This is a genomic window from Salinivibrio sp. KP-1 (assembly GCF_000968645.1).
GTDB lineage: Bacteria > Pseudomonadota > Gammaproteobacteria > Enterobacterales > Vibrionaceae > Salinivibrio > Salinivibrio siamensis.
Window position 1 is genome coordinate 901,723 of sequence record NZ_LAQR01000001.1, and the last position, 17,359, is coordinate 919,081.

Consider the following 17,359-nt stretch of genomic DNA (forward strand, 5'->3'; position numbering starts at 1 on the left):
ATGGATCACTCAATATCTGTCTTGGGATCGTCATCCAGCTCAATCACTGGCAGCGCTTGCCACACCGCTTTCACTAAGGTCGCCAATGGAATAGCAAAAAATACCCCCCAAAAGCCCCAGAGTCCACCGAAAACCAGTACGGCTATTATGATGGCGACTGGATGTAAATTCACCGCTTCTGAAAAAAGCACGGGGACGAGCACATTGCCATCCAACGCTTGGATAACGCCATAGGCGATCATTACATACCAAAAACCAGGCTCAAGCCCCCACTGGAACAAGGCAACAATGGCTATCGGGACGGTGACAATCGCCGCACCAATATAAGGCACCAAGACAGAGAAGCCCGTCGCCACACTGAGTAGGACCGCATAGCGAAGGTCTAACAGGCTAAAGGTCAAATAACTGGTCACCCCGACGATAATGATTTCAGTCACTTTGCCGCGGATGTAGTTGGAGATCTGCTGATTCATCTCATGGCCGACTCGAGAGGCAAGACGACGGTTGCGTGGTAACAAGCCTTTGAACATCGCCAACATTTGTGCTTTGTCCTTGAGCAAAAAGAACACCAGCAGGGGCACTAAAATCAGATATACCGCCACCGCGACTAAGTTCACCAAAGACGCCAATGAACCTTTTACCAATGTTTCGCCAAGGTTGAGTACTTTATTTTGCAAGGTATCGACAAAGGTATTGACCATATGGGGGTTGATCAGCTCTGGGTAGCGTTCTGGCAAACTCAGCATCAGTGCTTGCATGTTATTAAACATATTTGGCACATCGGCCACCAAGCTGACCCCCTGGTTCCATATGGTCGGCACCAACCCGAATAACGCCATCAAGGTTAAGCTGACAAACACAGTCAGTACCACCAGCACTGACAAAATGCGGGGCAAACCCAGCCGGCAGAGACGATTTACCGGCCAATCAAGTAGATAGGCCATCACGATCGCGACCAATAATGGGGCGAGCAAATTGCCAAAAAAGTAGATGGTTATAAAACCAAAAAGAAGGATCGCCACCAGGCTCACGGCATGTGGGTCAGAAAAACGTCGCCGATACCAGCGATGTAACATATCAAACATAAAAAGCCCGCTATTTCTTTGTGATGAGTAGCCGCGAAGCTGGCGTGTCTAACCACCTCATACTGAAGCCTTCGCGTTTAAAATACTTGGGGATATCGTCTTTCGCCCCTTGATCACCGAGTAAAATCACCAATTGCTCACCTGACTGCAATAACGCGGCGGCGCGCTTTGCCAGCAATAGCGCCATTGGACAAACATGTTCTCGCAAATCAAGTGTTTGAGATTCCATTCTGGCTCACCGGTCGGTATTATCGTCAGTATTGTAATGGACATTAGATAGAACGCCAACGAAACCCTAACGGGTTTTATCGGTCTGTACCTAAGTACACCCTGCATTTAAAGGTCATCATACTTATGTCATCTCGCGCACTTGGCTCTCACAAAGGCAACAACGCTCGCCGCCTGCTCTGTTATGCACTAGCGGGGGTTTTAGCGAGCGCACCTGTGTCGGCACGTGTTGAGTCATATCAAAGTGACTTACCTGATATCGGTACCGCCGCCGTCAGTACCTTATCAGTTGCCAAAGAGAAAGAGTTTGGTGATGCCTACATGCGGATGCTAAGAGCCAGCAAGCCCATCATCAGCGATCCTCTACTCAACGAGTATATTAATGGCTTGGGCCATCGACTGGTGGCGAATGCCAACGATGTTCGCACACCCTTTCGTTTTATTTTAATTGATAATCAGGCAATCAACGCCTTTGCCTTTTTCGGTGGCTACGTGGCCATGCACTCTGGGCTGTTCCTCCATGCAAAAACGGAAAGCGAATTGGCATCGGTGATGGCCCACGAAATCGCCCATGTCACCCAGCGTCATCTTGCAAGAAGCATGGAGGAGCAAGCGCAAACCTCGCCGCTGACCGTCGCCGCCTTAGTGGGATCGTTGATGCTCGCGATTGCCTCTCCCGAAGCCGGGATTGCAGCGGCACACGCCGCGACAGCGGGCAGTATGCAAAACCAAATAAACTTCACCCGTCGCAATGAAGAAGAAGCCGATCGGATCGGCATTGAAACCCTCGCACGTGCTGATTTTGACGTGCAAGCCATGCCGCGATTTTTCTCACGATTGGCGGATGAGTACCGTTACGCCAGCCAAATGCCCGAGTACTTCAGCACCCACCCTTTACCGGCTTCACGGATCACTGACTCTCGCGCTCGTGCCCGCCAATACCCACAAAAACGGGTACCTGTCTCGCCCGATTATCAACTCGCGCGCGCCCGTATCGTCGCGCGATATAGCGGCATCGCCAGCCGCTCGGCGATGGATTGGTTTGAACGGCGTCATAAAGAGGCCTCGCCGGCCGAAAAGCAAAGCCTCAACTACGGGATGGCGTTGCTTGATATTGATGCACGTCGTTTTGACGATGCGCGAGAAAAATTAACCCCACTTATCAAGGCGCAACCAAATAATCGATTTTTCCTTGATGCGATGACCGATTTAAACATCGGTGAGAAACAGTACGACAAGGCATTGACGCGCCTTGAAAACGCATTGAACCATCAACCTAATAACCGCGTATTATTGCTCAATCGTGCCTATACCCTCGTCAAAGCCAAGCGAGGAGGCGAGGCGATCTCCATGCTGGAGCGATATACACACCAGCATCCAGATGACAGCAACGGTTGGTTTTTGTTACAACAAGCGTACGAAAGTACCGGGACGCATCGAGACGGTGAGCTGGCCGCCCAAGGTGAGCGTTATGCCTTACGCGGACAATGGGACAAAGCCATTCGCAATTATACCCAAGCCGCCCAGATCGCAGAACTAGGTAGCTTGGCGCAGGCACGGTATGATGCGCGTCTTGATCAACTTCGTCGCCAACAAGCCCGCTTTAAAGCGCTTAGCGACCGTTAATTCACTCAAAAAGGATCATTGTTGTGACCGCTATAACCCTCTACCACAACCCCCGTTGTTCAAAAAGTCGTGAAACCCTCAAGTTGTTGGAGTCCAACGGTGTCACGCCGACCATCATCAAGTATCTCGACACCCCTTTGTCTGCTGAGGCGTTGACGATGTTAAAACAGCAACTCGGACTCAGCTCGTTTCGGGAGATGATGCGAACCAAAGAAGCAGACTATAAAGCGGCAAACTTGGGCGATGCCTCCGTGGACGAAGCGCAATTACTCGACGCCATGGTTAACAATCCCAAATTGATCGAACGTCCAATCGCCGTCAAGGGCGAAAAAGCGGTCATTGGTCGTCCACCTGAAAACGTCCTCGCGCTAATAAAATGACGAAAGTATTAGTGCTCTACTACAGCCGCTCGGGGAATACACGCAAACTCGCCCAGCAAATCGCCCGTGGTATCGAGGCGCAAGGCGCTGAAGCGATATTGCGCACGGTGCCCGAGCTACCCGCTTACCCTGATGGCCAAGTGCCAGACACAACCGCGAAAGACCCGTTTGTCACTCGGCAAGATTTGCTGGACTGTCATGGCCTAGCCCTCGGCAGTCCGGTGCGTTTTGGCAACATGGCCGCGCCTTTGAAGCAATTTATCGACAGTACCAGTGGGGAGTGGCTATCAGGCGCCCTGATTGATAAACCTGCAGCCGTGTTTGGCGCCGGATCAATGCTGCATGGCGGACAAGAAACCACCCTGCTCACCATGACAGTGCCACTGCTTCATCATGGTATGGTGTTGCTCGGTGTGCCACATAGCGAACGGGCGCTACATACCACGCAAGGTGGCGGCTCGCCTTATGGTGCGTCGAGTGTGGCAGAGCCGAACCTGCCTTTAATCGCAGACGAGAAACAAATCGCCAAAACCTTAGGTCAACGTCTTGCACGTTTTGCACAAACCTTTCACCACCACTTGGGACAATAGGATAGTACTGTGACTGACTCTCGGCTTGCATTAATGCGTAGGCTCTCGCTATTGAGTAACCTCGGCCTGATTGGTTGGGTAATAATCTGGCATGCGTCTTTATCGCCCCACCCACACCTCAATGCTTGGGCGGTAACGATCGGCTGGACCATCCCGCTGCTCCTTCCGCTACCGGGGATCTTGAAAGGAAAGGCCTTTACTCATGCGTGGGCGAACTTTATTTTGATGTTTTACTTTTTGCACGCATTGACCCTTATTTATGTCGATGAGGGGGAACGCTGGTTGGCCGCTATCGAGCTTGTCTTGGTCGCCTGTGCGTTCGCCAGCAATATCGTCTTCGCGCGTTGGATGGGAAAATCACAAGGGCTAAAACTGCCACGCCTGTCTCAAGTGGAACGCGAAGAGCGCCAACGCTTTGAGGGCAAAGATAACGCCTCGTCTGACTGATAACTGACCGTTATCCTCGCCCTTGGTATCTTAACCGCCTCGGCTAAGCCAAGCACCGTGCTTGGCTTACACCGGGTACGGGCGGCGAGAGAAATACCGGTGGCCACACTTGCTACAAGGCGCAATCACATCCACCCGGCTGTGGCGTGACTGGTGGTGGCACTGCTCACATTGCAATACGCCCAGCCCAACAATTTCACCCGCTTCATACACGCCATGGTGCTGAAGGTCGTCAAACACTTCACGCCACTCTAGCTGAGTGCGATCGGTGATTTCTGCCAGCTGTTCCCAAATAGAGTTGGCAATCAGATCGTTAAACACCTGACTGTCCATGTCTTCGCCTTGAGATTTGTCGTACTGCTCACCAAACGCTTTCACATCGCGCTTGAAGTAAGCCTCAATCAGCGCCCACTCATCTTTGGTAAGATCCGCAGCTGCTTTGAGATATTGATCAGACAACTCGACCCAGCGAGACAAAGCCTCTGGACTGTTTTCCAGTGCCTCTTTTACCCGCTCAATGATACTTTGTTGCGGTTCTTTCTCTTTATTCATGGTTCTGTCCTGATTCAAGTGTTGTTGCGGTCTCTGCCTTTCGTTATTCTATGACGATATTTCTCTTTCAGGTTTTACCTTTCTCACAGAATCTCGGAAGCCATCGATGCAAGAACAATATAGCCCGCAAGATATTGAACAAAAAGTTCAAGCCCATTGGGACGACAATAAAACCTTTGTGGCTCATGAAGACCCTAACAAAGAAAAATTCTACTGTCTTTCTATGTTCCCTTACCCCAGTGGCCGACTTCACATGGGGCATGTCCGTAATTATACCATCGGTGATGTGATCTCGCGTTATCAGCGCCTGCAAGGCAAAAATGTGATGCAACCTATTGGTTGGGACGCATTTGGTTTGCCGGCCGAAGGGGCCGCTATCAAAAACAAAACCGCCCCTGCACCTTGGACATATGAAAACATTGATTACATGAAAGGCCAGCTGAAAATGCTGGGCTTTGGTTACGACTGGGATCGCGAAATCGCAACCTGTAGCCCTGATTACTACCGCTGGGAGCAAGAATTCTTTACCACGCTTTATAAAAAAGGCTTGGTATACAAAAAAACCTCGTCAGTGAATTGGTGTCCACACGATCAAACCGTGTTGGCGAACGAGCAGGTGCATGAAGGCTGCTGCTGGCGCTGCGATACCCCGGTTGAGCAAAAAGAAATTCCACAGTGGTTTATCAAAATCACCGATTATGCAGAAGAGCTGCTGCAAGACATCGACAAACTGGATGGTTGGCCAGAGATGGTAAAAACCATGCAGCGCAACTGGATTGGCCGTTCAGAAGGCGTTGAGCTGACCTTCGATGTTGAGGGCGATCACCCTGCGCTGGGCGTCTACACCACCCGCCCTGATACCCTGATGGGGGTGACTTATGTCGGTATTGCCGCCGGTCACCCACTGGCCGATGCCGCGGCCAAGAATAACCCAGCCTTGGCGGAGTTTGTGCAAGAGTGCCGTAACACCAAGGTAGCGGAAGCTGAGCTGGCCACCATGGAGAAAAAAGGCATGGCGACGGGCTTGTACGCCACGCACCCATTAAACGGCCGCCGCGTACCTATCTTTGTCGCCAACTTCGTGTTGATGGATTATGGGACGGGCGCAGTCATGGCCGTGCCTGCACACGACCAACGCGATTTTGAATTTGCCAGCAAATACGGCCTCGATATTGAGCCTGTGATCCTGGATGAAAATGGCAACGCACCTGATTTGTCTGAGCAAGCACATACCGAAAAAGGCAAGCTATTTAACTCTGGTGAATTCGATGGCTTAGACTTTGATGCCGCGTTTGATGCGATTGCCGCTAAGCTTGAGTCTTTGGGTAAAGGGCAAAAAACGGTCAACTTCCGCTTGCGTGACTGGGGCGTTTCTCGTCAGCGTTATTGGGGCGCACCTATCCCAATGCTGAACACCGAAGACGGTGACGTGGTCCCTGTTCCGACGGATGAGCTGCCGGTTATCCTGCCAGAAGATGTAGTAATGGACGGGGTGCAAAGCCCGATTAAAGCTGACAAACAATGGGCACAAACCCAGTATCAAGGCAAGCCAGCGCTGCGTGAAACCGACACCTTCGATACCTTTATGGAATCGTCTTGGTACTATGCACGCTATTGCTCGCCGCAGGCCGATCAGATGCTCGACCCAAGCGCTGCCAACTATTGGCTGCCTGTCGATCAGTATATTGGTGGGATTGAGCACGCCTGTATGCACCTGCTTTACTCACGCTTCTTCCACAAGTTGCTGCGTGACGAAAACATGGTCGATAGCGATGAACCCTTCAAGCAACTGCTCTGTCAAGGCATGGTACTGGCTGATGCCTTCTACTATACCGATGACAAAGGCGTGCGCGTGTGGGTCTCGCCAACCGATGTCACCGTTGAGCGTGACAGCAAAGGGCAAATTGTTAATGCGGTAGACAGCCAAGGCAATGCGGTGACCCATGCGGGCATGACCAAGATGTCGAAGTCTAAAAACAACGGCATTGATCCGCAGCTCATGGTCGAGAAGTACGGGGCTGATACGGTGCGCCTGTTCATGATGTTCGCCGCGCCTGCGGATATGACGCTGGAGTGGCAAGAATCAGGGGTTGAAGGGTCACACCGCTTCTTGCGTCGCGTCTGGAAACTGGTTTACGAGCACAGCCAACAAGGACCTGTCGTGGCACTGGATGCTAGCGCGCTCACCAATGAGCAAAAAGCGCTGCGCCGCGAGGTGCACAAAGCCATTGCGAAAGTCAGTGATGACATGGGGCGCCGTCAAACCTTTAACACCGCCATCGCGGCGATTATGGAGCTAATGAACCGATTGGTGAAAGCCCCACAACAAAGCGAACAAGACCGCGCGGTGCTCGACGAAGCCCTCAAAGCGGTGGTGCTAATGCTTTACCCCATTACCCCACATATCTGCTTTAGCCTGTGGAATGCATTGGGTGAGACCCACATTGATGACGCAGCGTGGCCAGAGGCAGATAAAGAAGCCATGGTTGAGGACGAAAAGCTGATTATCGTCCAAGTCAACGGTAAGCTACGCGCCAAGATCACCGTCGCCGCAGATGCGGAGAAAGACGCAGTGGAAGCCCAAGCGATGGCAGATGAAAACGTGGTGAAATTTACCGAAGGCAAAACCGTGCGCAAGGTGATTTATGTACCTGGCAAGCTGGTTAACATTGTTGCCAACTAACAAGGAGCGATGGAGTGAATCTGTTTAAGACAATGCTTCGCTCCCTGCTTGTCGCGATGGTCTGTTTGACCATCGCGTCTTGCGGGTTTGCCTTGCGTGGCAGCTACAACCTGCCCGATGAGGTTGATAAGGTGTCGTTAACGAGCTTTGACCCTTATGGTGAGCTCACCCGGCAAATGCGAAATGCCTTACGTCAACACAAGGTCGATCTTGTCTCCCCTTCCAAGGACGTGGCCAATATCCACTTGCTCGGTGAAAGCAATAGCGAACAGACGCTATCGCTTTATCAAAACAGCCGCGTGGCGGAGAAAGAGTTTCGCTATGTCGCGCGCTATCGCGTCACCGTGCCTGATAAAGGCAGTTATACCTACAACACCACCTTAAGCCGTAATTTCCTAGATAACCCGCTGACAGCGCTGGCAAAATCGGTGGAAGAAGATAAGTTAGTCGCTGAGATGCGTACAGAAGCCACTCGGCAAATTATGCGTCAACTTTCCCAATTAAAAGGCGATATCGCCGAGTTTGAACGCCAACAGGCCGAACAAGCGGCCATGGAGAAGCTCGAGCAAGGTGAAACGCCAACAGAGCCCAACGTGATCATCGAAACGCGACAAACCGAGACGAATACCGCGCAATGATGAGAACCTATCCCGACCAATTGGCGCAGCAGCTCAATCAACCGCTGCGCCAAACTTACTTGGTCTTTGGCTCCGACCCATTACTCAAACTCGAAGCGCGTGACGCCATTACAAGCGCGGCACGCACCCAAGGTTTTGAAGAGCATCATAAATTTGTCATCGATGGGCAACTAGATTGGCAAGAGGTTATCGACTGCTGTCAAGCGCTTAGCTTGTTTGCTTCTCGGCAAATTATTGAACTTTCCTGCCCTGATAATGGCCTCACCAGCACGCAAGCCAAGCAGCTTACCGAGCTGGCCGCTTATCTGCATCCTGATATCCTCCTATTGGTGCAAGGGGAAAGACTCAACAAGAAGCAAGAAAGCGCTAAATGGTTTTCAGCGCTCGCCCAACACGGCTTATACGTGGTGTGTAATACCCCGGATGCCCGTCAACTCCCGCGTTTTATTGAGCAACGGTGTCGCCAGTTAGGGCTAAAGCCAGACCAACCAGCGCTACAGTTGTTAGCACAATGGCATGAAGGAAACCTATTGGCATTGGTACAAAGCCTGCACATTCTACAACTGCTCTATCCGGATGGCGCCTTAACCCTGCCACGCATAGAGAGTGCCCTGTCACGCCACCATCACTTTACACCCTTTCAGCTCACCGATGCGCTGCTAGCAGGAAAGGCACAACGCGCGCAACGGATACTTGAGCAACTGCATGCTGAAGGTGAAGAGCCCACTCTCCTTTTACGACTGATCCAAAAGGAGCTCAAACAGTTGTATACCATTCACGAGCAGGGGCAAAAAGGCAGGCCGCTGAATGCCATCTTTGACCAACTTCGTGTATGGCAAACACGTCGTCCCATGCTCACCGCCGCTCTCAATCGGCTCAACAAAGCCCGATTAACCGCACTGCTACGCCGCTTAGCACAGTTAGAGATCAGGCTAAAAACGGACTTTGGTAGCGACCCTTGGCCAGATCTGCATTATTTTTGTGCACTCATGTGCCAAGCGTCCGAACCACTCACGCCCTAGCGTGTCCAACGGGTTAGCAAATGGTATACTGGCCTAATAAGACCATCAGCAACACATAGAGGTTTTCTTTGCAAGCTAACGAGTTAAAACAGTTTGTGACCGATAAGGTCGATGAGTTAAAAGCCAGCGATATTGTGACTCTGGATGTACGCGACAAATCATGTATTACCGACTTTTTAGTGCTGTGCACCGGCAACTCTCGCCGTCATGTTGCCTCCATTGCCGAGCATGTGTGTGAACAGGCCCAAGCGGTCGATATCGACTCTCTCGGCACGGAAGGACAAGATGACAGCGAATGGGTTGTGGTCGATTTAGGTGACGTTATGGTGCATGTCATGCAAGAGGAGCAACGCCAACTCTACCAATTGGAAAAACTCTGGAACTAAACCATGAAAATCCAATTGATTGCGGTGGGTAATAAAATGCCCAAATGGGTGGAGCAAGGCTTTGAAGAATATCAACGCCGCTTTCCAAAAGACATGCCACTCGAGCTGGTAGAGGTACCTGCTGGCAAGCGGGGCAAAAATGCCGATATCACCCGTATCTTGCAAAAAGAAGGGGAAGCGATGTTGGCGGCCGTCAACCGTAGTAGCCGCATTGTGACACTCGATATTCCCGGCAAGCCTTGGGACACACCGCAATTGGCTAACCAGTTGGAAAAGTGGAAACTTGATGGCCGCGATGTCGCCATTTTGATCGGTGGGCCAGAGGGGCTAGCACCACAGTGTAAAGCGGCCGCGGAGCAAAGCTGGTCGCTATCGCCACTGACCCTCCCCCATCCGCTGGTACGCGTCATTATGGCCGAGAGCCTATATCGAGCGTGGAGCTTGACCACCAATCACCCGTATCATCGAGAATAAGCAAAGATGAAGCGCCAACGAGTTGAAATCCGAGACCACAGCGCCGAGGCGGCCTTGTTTGTGCGACGCGCTATCGTCTGCTTTGTCGGTATCATGGCGTTGGTTGGGGTGCTGCTAACCAACCTTTATCATATTCAGGTGACCGAACACCAAGACTACCAAACCCGCTCGAACGATAACCGCATTAAAGTCGTCCCAGTGGCGCCTAACCGTGGCCTCATTTATGACCGCAATGGGAAATTGCTGGCGGAAAACCGCCCCGTTTATCACTTAGAAGTGACGCCTGAGCAAGTCGATGATATGCCGGCAACCCTCGCCCAGCTAAAAGACTTACTCTCATTGACCGACAAAGACATTACGCGCTTTCAAAAAGAGCGTCGCCGCTCGCGACGTTTTAATGCCGTGGCATTGAAAACACAGCTCACCGATAAAGAAGTCGCGATTTTTTCCGCGCACCAGCATCAATTTTCTGGGGTGGAAATCAAAGCCTACTTAAAGCGCCATTACCCTTACGGCGATGCACTGACCCATGTGCTCGGGTATGTCGCCAAAATCAATGATCGCGATATTGCCAAACTCAGGCAAAAAGGGGTGCTCAATAACTACAAAGCAACCCGTGATATTGGCAAGCTGGGGATAGAGAAATACTACGAATCAACACTGCATGGTAAAGCGGGCTACCAAGAAGTTGAGGTGAACAGCCGTGGCCGTGTAATACGTACGCTTAAATATGTGCCCCCGCAACCGGGTAAGGATCTGATTCTTAATCTCGACATTGACCTGCAACTTTACGTGCGCGGCATCCTCGGTGACCGACGAGGCGCGGTGGTGGTGGTCGACCCTGACACCTCGGGCGTCCTGGCGATGGTGTCAACGCCCAGCTACGATCCTAACTTATTTGTGCATGGTATTTCCGGTACCCAATATCGGCAGTTGCTCAATGATAAAGATCGTCCCTTGGTGAATCGCGCCACCCTAGGCATTTACCCGCCAGCTTCCACCGTGAAGCCTTTCATTGCTGTCGCCGCGCTAGAAGAAGGCGTTATCACCACCAAGACCACGCGTAACGACCCTGGTTATTGGCGGATCCCTAACTCGGATACGCGCCCTTTCCGTGACTGGCTCCCTTGGGGGCACGGACGGGTAAATATCGTGCAGTCGATCGAGGAGTCAGTCGATACCTTCTTCTATCAAATCGCTTATGACATGGGGATCGATAAACTCTCTATGTGGATGGAAAAATTTGGCTTTGGCCAATACACAGGCATCGACATTCAAGAAGAAAGCAGCGCTAATATGCCTAACCGTGAATGGAAAATGAGTCGCTACCGTCAACCCTGGTATAAAGGTGACACGATTCCCGTCGGAATTGGGCAAGGTTATTGGACTGCCACCCCGATGCAAATCGTCAAAGCCTTGACCGTGCTGCTCAACCGTGGCGAAGTCAAAGCCCCCAAACTGTTAAACAAAACACGTGATGAACACGGCACCCACAAACCCGACGCCGAGCCGTTTCCACCGATTAAAGGGGTCGACGATAAATATTGGGATGTCGGCCTCAAAGGTATGCAACTGGTTAACCACGGTCGCAAAGGGACCGCGCGTCGTTCATTCCGCTCGGCGGAGTATTTATCGGGCGGTAAGTCAGGCACCGCACAGGTTTTCGGGCTGGGTGAAGATGAAGAATATAACGCAGACGAAATTGCTGAACACCTGCGAGACCACGCACTTTTCATCGGCTTTGCCCCCTTTGAAAACCCGGAAGTCGCGGTCTCTATGGTACTGGAAAACGCAGGGGGGGGCTCGAGCAACGGGGGCCCCATTGCCCGCCGGATCTTCGACCATATCTTGTTAGAAGACAAAGAGACCAAAGAGGCCAAACAATGAGTTCACTTGCCCAAGTCAGCGCGAAACGCTCTTTGTTCGATCGCTTGCATCTCGACTTACCCATGCTCGTGGGCATTTTGTTACTGATGGGCTTCGGCCTAGTGGTGATGTATAGCGCCAGTGGCCAAAGCATGGTGATGATGGAGCGCCAGGCGATCCGCATGCTATTGGCACTCGCGGTCATGTTTGCCCTCGCCCAAGTGCCGCCGCGCCACTATGAGTTTTGGGCGCCCTATTTGTATGCCGTGGGGGTGGTGTTACTGGCAGCGGTTCTATTGGTTGGCGAAACCGCAAAGGGCGCGCAGCGCTGGCTTGATCTCGGAGTGGTCACCTTCCAACCCTCAGAGATCATTAAACTTGCGGTACCGCTCATGCTTGCCCGCTTTATTGGCAAAGATCCGCTCCCCCCCAAATTTACTCACTTGCTCATCGCCCTAGTGTTATTGTTTGTGCCCACCATTATGATTGCTAAGCAGCCAGATTTGGGTACCTCAATACTGATTGCCGCCTCTGGGGTGTTCGTGCTGTTTTTGGCCGGAATAAGCTGGAAAATTATCACAGCAGCGGTGATTGCGCTGGCCAGTTTTGTCCCTGTACTCTGGTTTTTCCTAATGCATGATTACCAGCGTACCCGCGTGCTGACCCTGTTTAACCCAGAGTCCGATCCCTTGGGCGCAGGCTATCACATCATTCAATCTAAAATTGCCATTGGCTCTGGTGGCTTAAGCGGCAAAGGCTGGCTACAGGGGACACAGTCTCAATTGGAGTTTCTCCCTGAGCGACACACAGACTTTATTTTCGCCGTTATCGCTGAAGAATGGGGGTTGATCGGTGTCTGTGTCTTGTTAGCCCTGTACCTCTTTTTGATCGGCCGAGGGCTAATGCTCGCCAGCCGCGCCCAAACGGCATTTGGCCGAATGATGGCTGGCAGTATCGTGTTAAGCTTTTTTGTTTATGTTTTTGTCAATATTGGCATGGTCAGCGGCATTCTTCCTGTGGTTGGGGTACCCTTACCACTCATCAGCTATGGCGGCACCTCAATGGTCACACTGATGGCCGGTTTTGGCATTCTGATGTCTATCCACACTCATCGTAAAATGTTATCCAGGGCATAAACATGCGAGCTATTATCGTTTCTAGCGCTATCGTCTTATTAAGTGCATGCAGCAGCCAGCAAGGTCGCTACGACATGCAAAGTGATAAAGCACCCGAAACGGTGCCACAAGTTATTCACGCAGAAAACGCCCAACCCCGGTATGAGCCTTACAGCCTCGCGGGTAACAAAGATTACACGTTAAATGGTCAGCGCTACCAAATCTTACGCGATCCAAAAGGCTACCAAGAGGCGGGCATTGCCTCCTGGTATGGGGAGAAGTTTCATGGCCATCGTACCTCCAATGGCGAGGTGTATGATATGTACTCCATGTCAGCCGCGCACAAAACCCTTCCCCTGCCCAGTTACGTGGAAGTCACCAACCAAAATAATGGTAAAAAGGCCATTGTGCGCGTCAATGACCGCGGGCCTTTTCACAATAAGCGCTTGATAGACCTGAGTTATGCCGCGGCCAAGAAGCTGGATGTATTAAAGACGGGGACAGCCCCCGTGTCACTGCGTCTACTCTCACCGAGTAAACCAGCGGATGACGAGTGGCATTCCGCTCGCCATCATGCCTATTATGTGCAATTGGCTGCCCTCTCTGATGGCCTAAAAGCCAATCAAAAAGCGGAACAATTGGCGAAGACCCATGGTCTACCTACACATATCGCCCGCCGTGATACCGTGTATCGTGTTCGCTTTGGTCCTTTTTATGATCGAGACCAAGCGCAACAAGCGATGCGCACGGCAAAGCAGCATCAGTTGCCGGGGGCATTTATCGTCACCGAAGCACTTGTTAATGGCGACACATCTGTCACAAGTGCTAAAACAAACAATCAATAAGTTAAAGAAATCGAGCCTGTCCCTCTATCCGCAATTTGGTATAGTGAGGGCACAGTATCGACATCGATAACCGACATAAGTACTAACAATGATGAATAAAACCGTTTTCCGCATGCGTACACTGCTTTCTGCAGCCTTATTCGCCTCTGCTACCGCTCAAGCCGCACCTGCTGTTGTCCCTGATGCGCCGCAAATTGCCGCCAAAGGCTACGTATTGATGGATTATCATTCTGGCGAGGTACTGGCTGAAAACAACGCCTATCAACGCCTTAATCCTGCCAGTTTGACGAAAATGATGACCAGTTACGTAATTGGTCAGGAAGTTGAGCGTGGCAATATCTCAATGGATGATGACGTCGTCATTAGTGAGAATGCGTGGGCCAAAAACTTTCCCGGCTCTTCGAAGATGTTCATCGAAGTGGGTACCACGGTGAAAGCGGCCGACCTCAATCGTGGCATTATCATCCAGTCAGGCAACGACGCCTGTGTAGCGATGGCTGAACATGTTGCGGGGTCAGAAGACGCCTTTGTCGACTTGATGAACCGCTGGGGCGAAACCCTAGGTATGGACAGTTCCCATTTTTCCAATGTTCACGGTTTGGACTCCAAAGATCTTTACACCACACCGTACGATATGGCGCTGCTCGGCCAAGCCCTGATTCGCGATGTGCCTGCGGAATATCGTATTTATAAAGAAAAAGCCTTCACTTACAACGGTATCACGCAATACAACCGCAACGGCTTGCTATGGGATAAAAGCTTGAACGTTGACGGTATCAAAACTGGCCACACCGACGGTGCAGGCTACAACTTGGTCACCTCAGCCACTGAAGGCGACATGCGTCTTATCTCGGTGGTGATGGGCACCAAGAGCGCCAACGCCCGCAAAGCAGAGAGCAAAAAACTACTCAACTATGGTTTCCGCTTCTTCGAGACCGTGGCCCCCCATAAAGCCAACGAAACCTTTGTGACTGAGAAGGTCTGGATGGGTGATACAGACGAAGTCGCGCTCGGCGTCACTGAAGATACCTTTGTCACGCTTCCCCGTGGCAAGGCGCAAGATCTGAAAGCCAGTTTTGTCCTCGACAACACATTGGAAGCCCCGATCAGTAAAGGTGATGTCGTCGGTAAACTCTTCTATCAAGTGGATGATGAAGATGTGGCGGAATACCCGCTTGTCGCCCTAAACGATGTTGAAAAAGGCGGGCTTTTTAGTCGCTTAATAGATTACATCGTGATGATGTTTAAAAACCTCGTCGGTTAATCCCTCTCTGTGCCGCCCACCAACTTGGTGGGCGGCTTGTTTTCTCGCGCTTGGCAGATTAGTATTTCGCGTTAATCGTGATCAATCGCACAAACGCGTGCCTCTATCAGCCTGCAGTTGGGAGTTAACATGCAAGAGCAACCGAAATTAAAAGATCTGTTGGAGTTTCCTTGCCAATTCACCTACAAGGTGGTGGGCCAGGCAAAACCTGAGCTACCCGATCATGTATTGACCGTGATCCAACGCCACGCGCCAGGCGACTATAGCCCAGCCGTCAAGCCCAGTGCCAAGGGTACCTATCACTCGGTGTCGATCACCATTAAGGCGACCTCCATTGAGCAAGTGGAAATCCTCTATAAAGAGCTGGGTGAAATTGACATCGTCCGCATGGTGCTCTAATTCGAATACCCACACGACTGGCGGCTTTAAATCGCGCTGCCAGCCTCTATAATATCGCCACTGACAACAACATGGGAAATGGGTTTGCAGCACCAACTCGTTGTAAGGCACCTTGGCCGTCAACCGTATCTCCGCGTCTGGGAACAGATGCGCCACTTCACCGATCGGCGTGACGACAATACGCGTGATGAAGTTTGGCTGGTTGAGCATGATCCGGTTTTTACCCAAGGACAAGCGGGAAAAACGGAACATGTGTTGGTCCCAGGCGACATCCCTGTCGTACAATCAGATCGCGGCGGACAGGTGACGTATCATGGGCCAGGGCAACTCGTCGCCTATTTCCTGATTAACCTCAAACGTAAAAAAGTCGGTGTGCGAGCGCTCGTGAGCCATATTGAAGATCTTGTGGTGAACACACTAGCACACTTCCACGTTGACGCTTACGCCCGCCCAGATGCGCCCGGTGTTTACGTTAACGACGCAAAAATATGTTCTCTTGGGCTCCGTATCCGTCGCGGGTGCTCATTCCATGGACTGGCACTCAACATCAATATGGACTTATCACCGTTTCAGCGTATTAACCCATGTGGTTACGCTGGTATGGCCATGACGCAACTGAGCGATCAGGTTGGCAAAGTCACGCTCGAGGACGTTCAACCTGTGCTGGTAGACACTTTAACTCAACAGCTGACGTACTCTGAGGTTGAGTTTACAACGGAAAGCAGCGATTTATGAGCAAACCGATTCAGATGGAACGCGGTGTTAAGTACCGCGACGCCGACAAAATGGCGCTTATCCCGGTCAAAAATATGCCGACCGAGCAAAAAGAAGTGCTGCGCAAGCCTGATTGGATGAAGATCAAACTCCCAGCTGAGACTGCGCGTATTAAAGAAATTAAAGACGCGATGCGTAAAAACAATCTTCACTCCGTGTGTGAAGAGGCATCGTGTCCTAACTTGGCGGAGTGCTTTAGTCACGGCACGGCAACCTTTATGATTCTCGGGGCGATTTGTACCCGCCGTTGCCCTTTCTGTGATGTTGCCCACGGTCGCCCCGTCGCCCCTGATAGCGAAGAGCCAAAGCATCTGGCGCAAACCATCAAAGACATGAAACTGCGCTATGTGGTCATTACATCGGTTGATCGTGATGATTTACGTGACGGGGGCGCCCAACACTTTGTTGACTGTACCCGAGAAATCCGCGCGCTCAATCCAGAGATCCAAATTGAAACACTGGTTCCTGACTTCCGTGGCCGTATGGATCGCGCACTCGATATCTTGCAAAACAACCCACCCGATGTTTTCAACCATAATTTAGAAACAGCGCCACGGTTGTACCGAAAAGCGCGTCCTGGTGCCAACTATCAATGGTCGCTGGATCTGCTGAAAAAGTTCAAAGAGATGCACCCAGAGGTGCCGACCAAATCGGGCTTGATGATGGGCTTGGGTGAAACCAAAGAAGAGATCATCGAGGTTCTCAAGGACTTGCGTGCTCACGGCGTCACCATGCTCACGCTTGGCCAGTACTTGGCACCAAGCCGCCACCACTTGCCAGTAGAGCGTTACGTCCCGCCTGAAGAGTTTGACGAGCTGAAAGACATTGCTCTTGATTTAGGCTTTACGCATGCCGCATGCGGCCCCTTTGTTCGCTCTTCCTACCATGCCGATCTACAGGCAAAAGGCGTGGAAATTAAATAAACGCCCAAGCTGTTGAGACAAAAAAACCGCTAGCCAGACTAGCGGTTTTTTATTATCGGTTA

The 17,359-nt window shown here is 51.5% G+C and carries 18 protein-coding genes and 1 pseudogene; 16 read left to right on the top strand and 3 right to left on the bottom strand.

Annotated elements, in window-relative coordinates; genetic code table 11:
• Positions 1 to 5: 5 nt before the first annotated feature.
• Together WN56_RS04085 and WN56_RS04090 are read right to left on the bottom strand one after the other, a co-directional pair.
• Positions 6 to 1,085 (bottom strand): AI-2E family transporter, encoded by a 1,080-nt coding sequence (locus WN56_RS04085; RefSeq protein ID WP_046073726.1) that lies wholly within the window; start codon positions 1,083 to 1,085, stop codon positions 6 to 8.
• A 10-nt stretch (positions 1,086 to 1,095) separates the two neighbouring features.
• Positions 1,096 to 1,314, bottom strand: coding sequence for a sulfurtransferase TusA family protein (locus tag WN56_RS04090; protein WP_046073727.1), 219 nt, complete (start codon positions 1,312 to 1,314; stop codon positions 1,096 to 1,098).
• A 125-nt stretch (positions 1,315 to 1,439) separates the two neighbouring features.
• Between WN56_RS04090 and WN56_RS04095 the strand changes: the two genes are divergently transcribed.
• The 4 genes from WN56_RS04095 to WN56_RS04110 are packed head-to-tail and all read left to right on the top strand — an operon-like array spanning position 1,440 to position 4,356.
• Positions 1,440 to 2,939 (top strand): M48 family metalloprotease, encoded by a 1,500-nt coding sequence (locus tag WN56_RS04095; protein WP_077605821.1) that lies wholly within the window; start codon positions 1,440 to 1,442, stop codon positions 2,937 to 2,939.
• A gap of 23 nt (positions 2,940 to 2,962) precedes the next feature.
• Positions 2,963 to 3,319 (top strand): arsenate reductase (glutaredoxin), encoded by a 357-nt coding sequence (gene arsC, locus WN56_RS04100; protein ID WP_046073728.1) that lies wholly within the window; start codon positions 2,963 to 2,965, stop codon positions 3,317 to 3,319.
• Complete coding sequence (wrbA, locus tag WN56_RS04105; protein WP_046073729.1) at positions 3,316 to 3,909, top strand: NAD(P)H:quinone oxidoreductase; 594 nt, start codon at positions 3,316 to 3,318, stop codon at positions 3,907 to 3,909. The genes arsC and wrbA overlap by 4 nt, the downstream gene beginning before the upstream one ends.
• 33 nt (positions 3,910 to 3,942) lie before the next feature.
• Entirely contained in the window at positions 3,943 to 4,356 is a 414-nt protein-coding gene (locus WN56_RS04110) for a DUF2069 domain-containing protein (RefSeq protein WP_046073730.1), read from the top strand.
• A 66-nt stretch (positions 4,357 to 4,422) separates the two neighbouring features.
• Here the strand turns inward: WN56_RS04110 and WN56_RS04115 are convergent, their stop codons facing one another.
• Positions 4,423 to 4,908, bottom strand: a complete 486-nt coding sequence (locus tag WN56_RS04115; protein ID WP_046073731.1) for a zinc ribbon-containing protein — start codon at positions 4,906 to 4,908, stop codon at positions 4,423 to 4,425.
• Between the two features lie 106 nt (positions 4,909 to 5,014).
• Here WN56_RS04115 and leuS point away from each other — a divergent pair.
• The 12 genes and pseudogenes from leuS to lipA form a co-directional block, all read left to right on the top strand.
• A pseudogene (gene leuS, locus WN56_RS04120) lies at positions 5,015 to 7,573 on the top strand (leucine--tRNA ligase); the annotation flags it as partial.
• 32 nt (positions 7,574 to 7,605) lie between these two features.
• Positions 7,606 to 8,229: an LPS assembly lipoprotein LptE gene (gene lptE / locus WN56_RS04125; protein ID WP_231637399.1), complete on the top strand. Its 624-nt coding sequence runs from the start codon at positions 7,606 to 7,608 to the stop codon at positions 8,227 to 8,229.
• Entirely contained in the window at positions 8,229 to 9,251 is a 1,023-nt protein-coding gene (gene holA / locus WN56_RS04130; protein ID WP_046073866.1) for a DNA polymerase III subunit delta, read from the top strand. The genes lptE and holA overlap by 1 nt, the downstream gene beginning before the upstream one ends.
• Positions 9,252 to 9,319: 68 nt before the next feature.
• Positions 9,320 to 9,637 (top strand): ribosome silencing factor, encoded by a 318-nt coding sequence (gene rsfS / locus WN56_RS04135; protein WP_046073734.1) that lies wholly within the window; start codon positions 9,320 to 9,322, stop codon positions 9,635 to 9,637.
• A 3-nt stretch (positions 9,638 to 9,640) separates the two neighbouring features.
• Positions 9,641 to 10,111 (top strand): 23S rRNA (pseudouridine(1915)-N(3))-methyltransferase RlmH, encoded by a 471-nt coding sequence (rlmH, locus tag WN56_RS04140; RefSeq protein WP_046073735.1) that lies wholly within the window; start codon positions 9,641 to 9,643, stop codon positions 10,109 to 10,111.
• A gap of 6 nt (positions 10,112 to 10,117) precedes the next feature.
• A complete protein-coding gene (mrdA, locus tag WN56_RS04145) occupies positions 10,118 to 11,998 on the top strand; it encodes a penicillin-binding protein 2 (protein WP_046073736.1) in 1,881 nt (626 codons plus the stop codon).
• A complete protein-coding gene (rodA, locus tag WN56_RS04150) occupies positions 11,995 to 13,113 on the top strand; it encodes a rod shape-determining protein RodA (RefSeq protein ID WP_046073737.1) in 1,119 nt (372 codons plus the stop codon). The genes mrdA and rodA overlap by 4 nt, the downstream gene beginning before the upstream one ends.
• Before the next feature lie 2 nt (positions 13,114 to 13,115).
• Positions 13,116 to 13,937: a septal ring lytic transglycosylase RlpA family protein gene (locus tag WN56_RS04155; RefSeq protein ID WP_046073738.1), complete on the top strand. Its 822-nt coding sequence runs from the start codon at positions 13,116 to 13,118 to the stop codon at positions 13,935 to 13,937.
• 112 nt (positions 13,938 to 14,049) lie between these two features.
• Positions 14,050 to 15,201: a serine hydrolase gene (locus tag WN56_RS04160; protein ID WP_369795687.1), complete on the top strand. Its 1,152-nt coding sequence runs from the start codon at positions 14,050 to 14,052 to the stop codon at positions 15,199 to 15,201.
• Between the two features lie 129 nt (positions 15,202 to 15,330).
• Positions 15,331 to 15,600 (top strand): DUF493 family protein YbeD, encoded by a 270-nt coding sequence (ybeD, locus tag WN56_RS04165; protein WP_046073739.1) that lies wholly within the window; start codon positions 15,331 to 15,333, stop codon positions 15,598 to 15,600.
• Positions 15,601 to 15,684: 84 nt separating this feature from the next.
• A complete protein-coding gene (gene lipB, locus WN56_RS04170) occupies positions 15,685 to 16,335 on the top strand; it encodes a lipoyl(octanoyl) transferase LipB (RefSeq protein WP_172969991.1) in 651 nt (216 codons plus the stop codon).
• Entirely contained in the window at positions 16,332 to 17,297 is a 966-nt protein-coding gene (gene lipA, locus WN56_RS04175) for a lipoyl synthase (protein ID WP_046073741.1), read from the top strand. Before lipB ends, lipA begins: the two co-directional genes overlap by 4 nt.
• The last annotated feature ends 62 nt before the right edge of the window (positions 17,298 to 17,359 follow it).

Bases quoted from the DNA above. Each gene is read 5' to 3' on its own strand.
- WN56_RS04155 (WP_046073738.1), top strand. From the start codon at position 13,116: ATGCGAGCTATTATCGTTTCTAGCGCTATCGTCTTATTAAGTGCATGC.
- WN56_RS04085 (WP_046073726.1), bottom strand. From the start codon at position 1,085: ATGTTTGATATGTTACATCGCTGGTATCGGCGACGTTTTTCTGACCCA.
- ybeD (WP_046073739.1), top strand. From the start codon at position 15,331: ATGCAAGAGCAACCGAAATTAAAAGATCTGTTGGAGTTTCCTTGCCAA.
- holA (WP_046073866.1), top strand. From the start codon at position 8,229: ATGAGAACCTATCCCGACCAATTGGCGCAGCAGCTCAATCAACCGCTG.
- rlmH (WP_046073735.1), top strand. From the start codon at position 9,641: ATGAAAATCCAATTGATTGCGGTGGGTAATAAAATGCCCAAATGGGTG.
- WN56_RS04160 (WP_369795687.1), top strand. From the start codon at position 14,050: ATGCGTACACTGCTTTCTGCAGCCTTATTCGCCTCTGCTACCGCTCAA.
- mrdA (WP_046073736.1), top strand. From the start codon at position 10,118: ATGAAGCGCCAACGAGTTGAAATCCGAGACCACAGCGCCGAGGCGGCC.
- WN56_RS04115 (WP_046073731.1), bottom strand. From the start codon at position 4,908: ATGAATAAAGAGAAAGAACCGCAACAAAGTATCATTGAGCGGGTAAAA.
- WN56_RS04095 (WP_077605821.1), top strand. From the start codon at position 1,440: ATGTCATCTCGCGCACTTGGCTCTCACAAAGGCAACAACGCTCGCCGC.
- WN56_RS04090 (WP_046073727.1), bottom strand. From the start codon at position 1,314: ATGGAATCTCAAACACTTGATTTGCGAGAACATGTTTGTCCAATGGCG.
- rodA (WP_046073737.1), top strand. From the start codon at position 11,995: ATGAGTTCACTTGCCCAAGTCAGCGCGAAACGCTCTTTGTTCGATCGC.
- WN56_RS04110 (WP_046073730.1), top strand. From the start codon at position 3,943: ATGCGTAGGCTCTCGCTATTGAGTAACCTCGGCCTGATTGGTTGGGTA.
- lipA (WP_046073741.1), top strand. From the start codon at position 16,332: ATGAGCAAACCGATTCAGATGGAACGCGGTGTTAAGTACCGCGACGCC.
- wrbA (WP_046073729.1), top strand. From the start codon at position 3,316: ATGACGAAAGTATTAGTGCTCTACTACAGCCGCTCGGGGAATACACGC.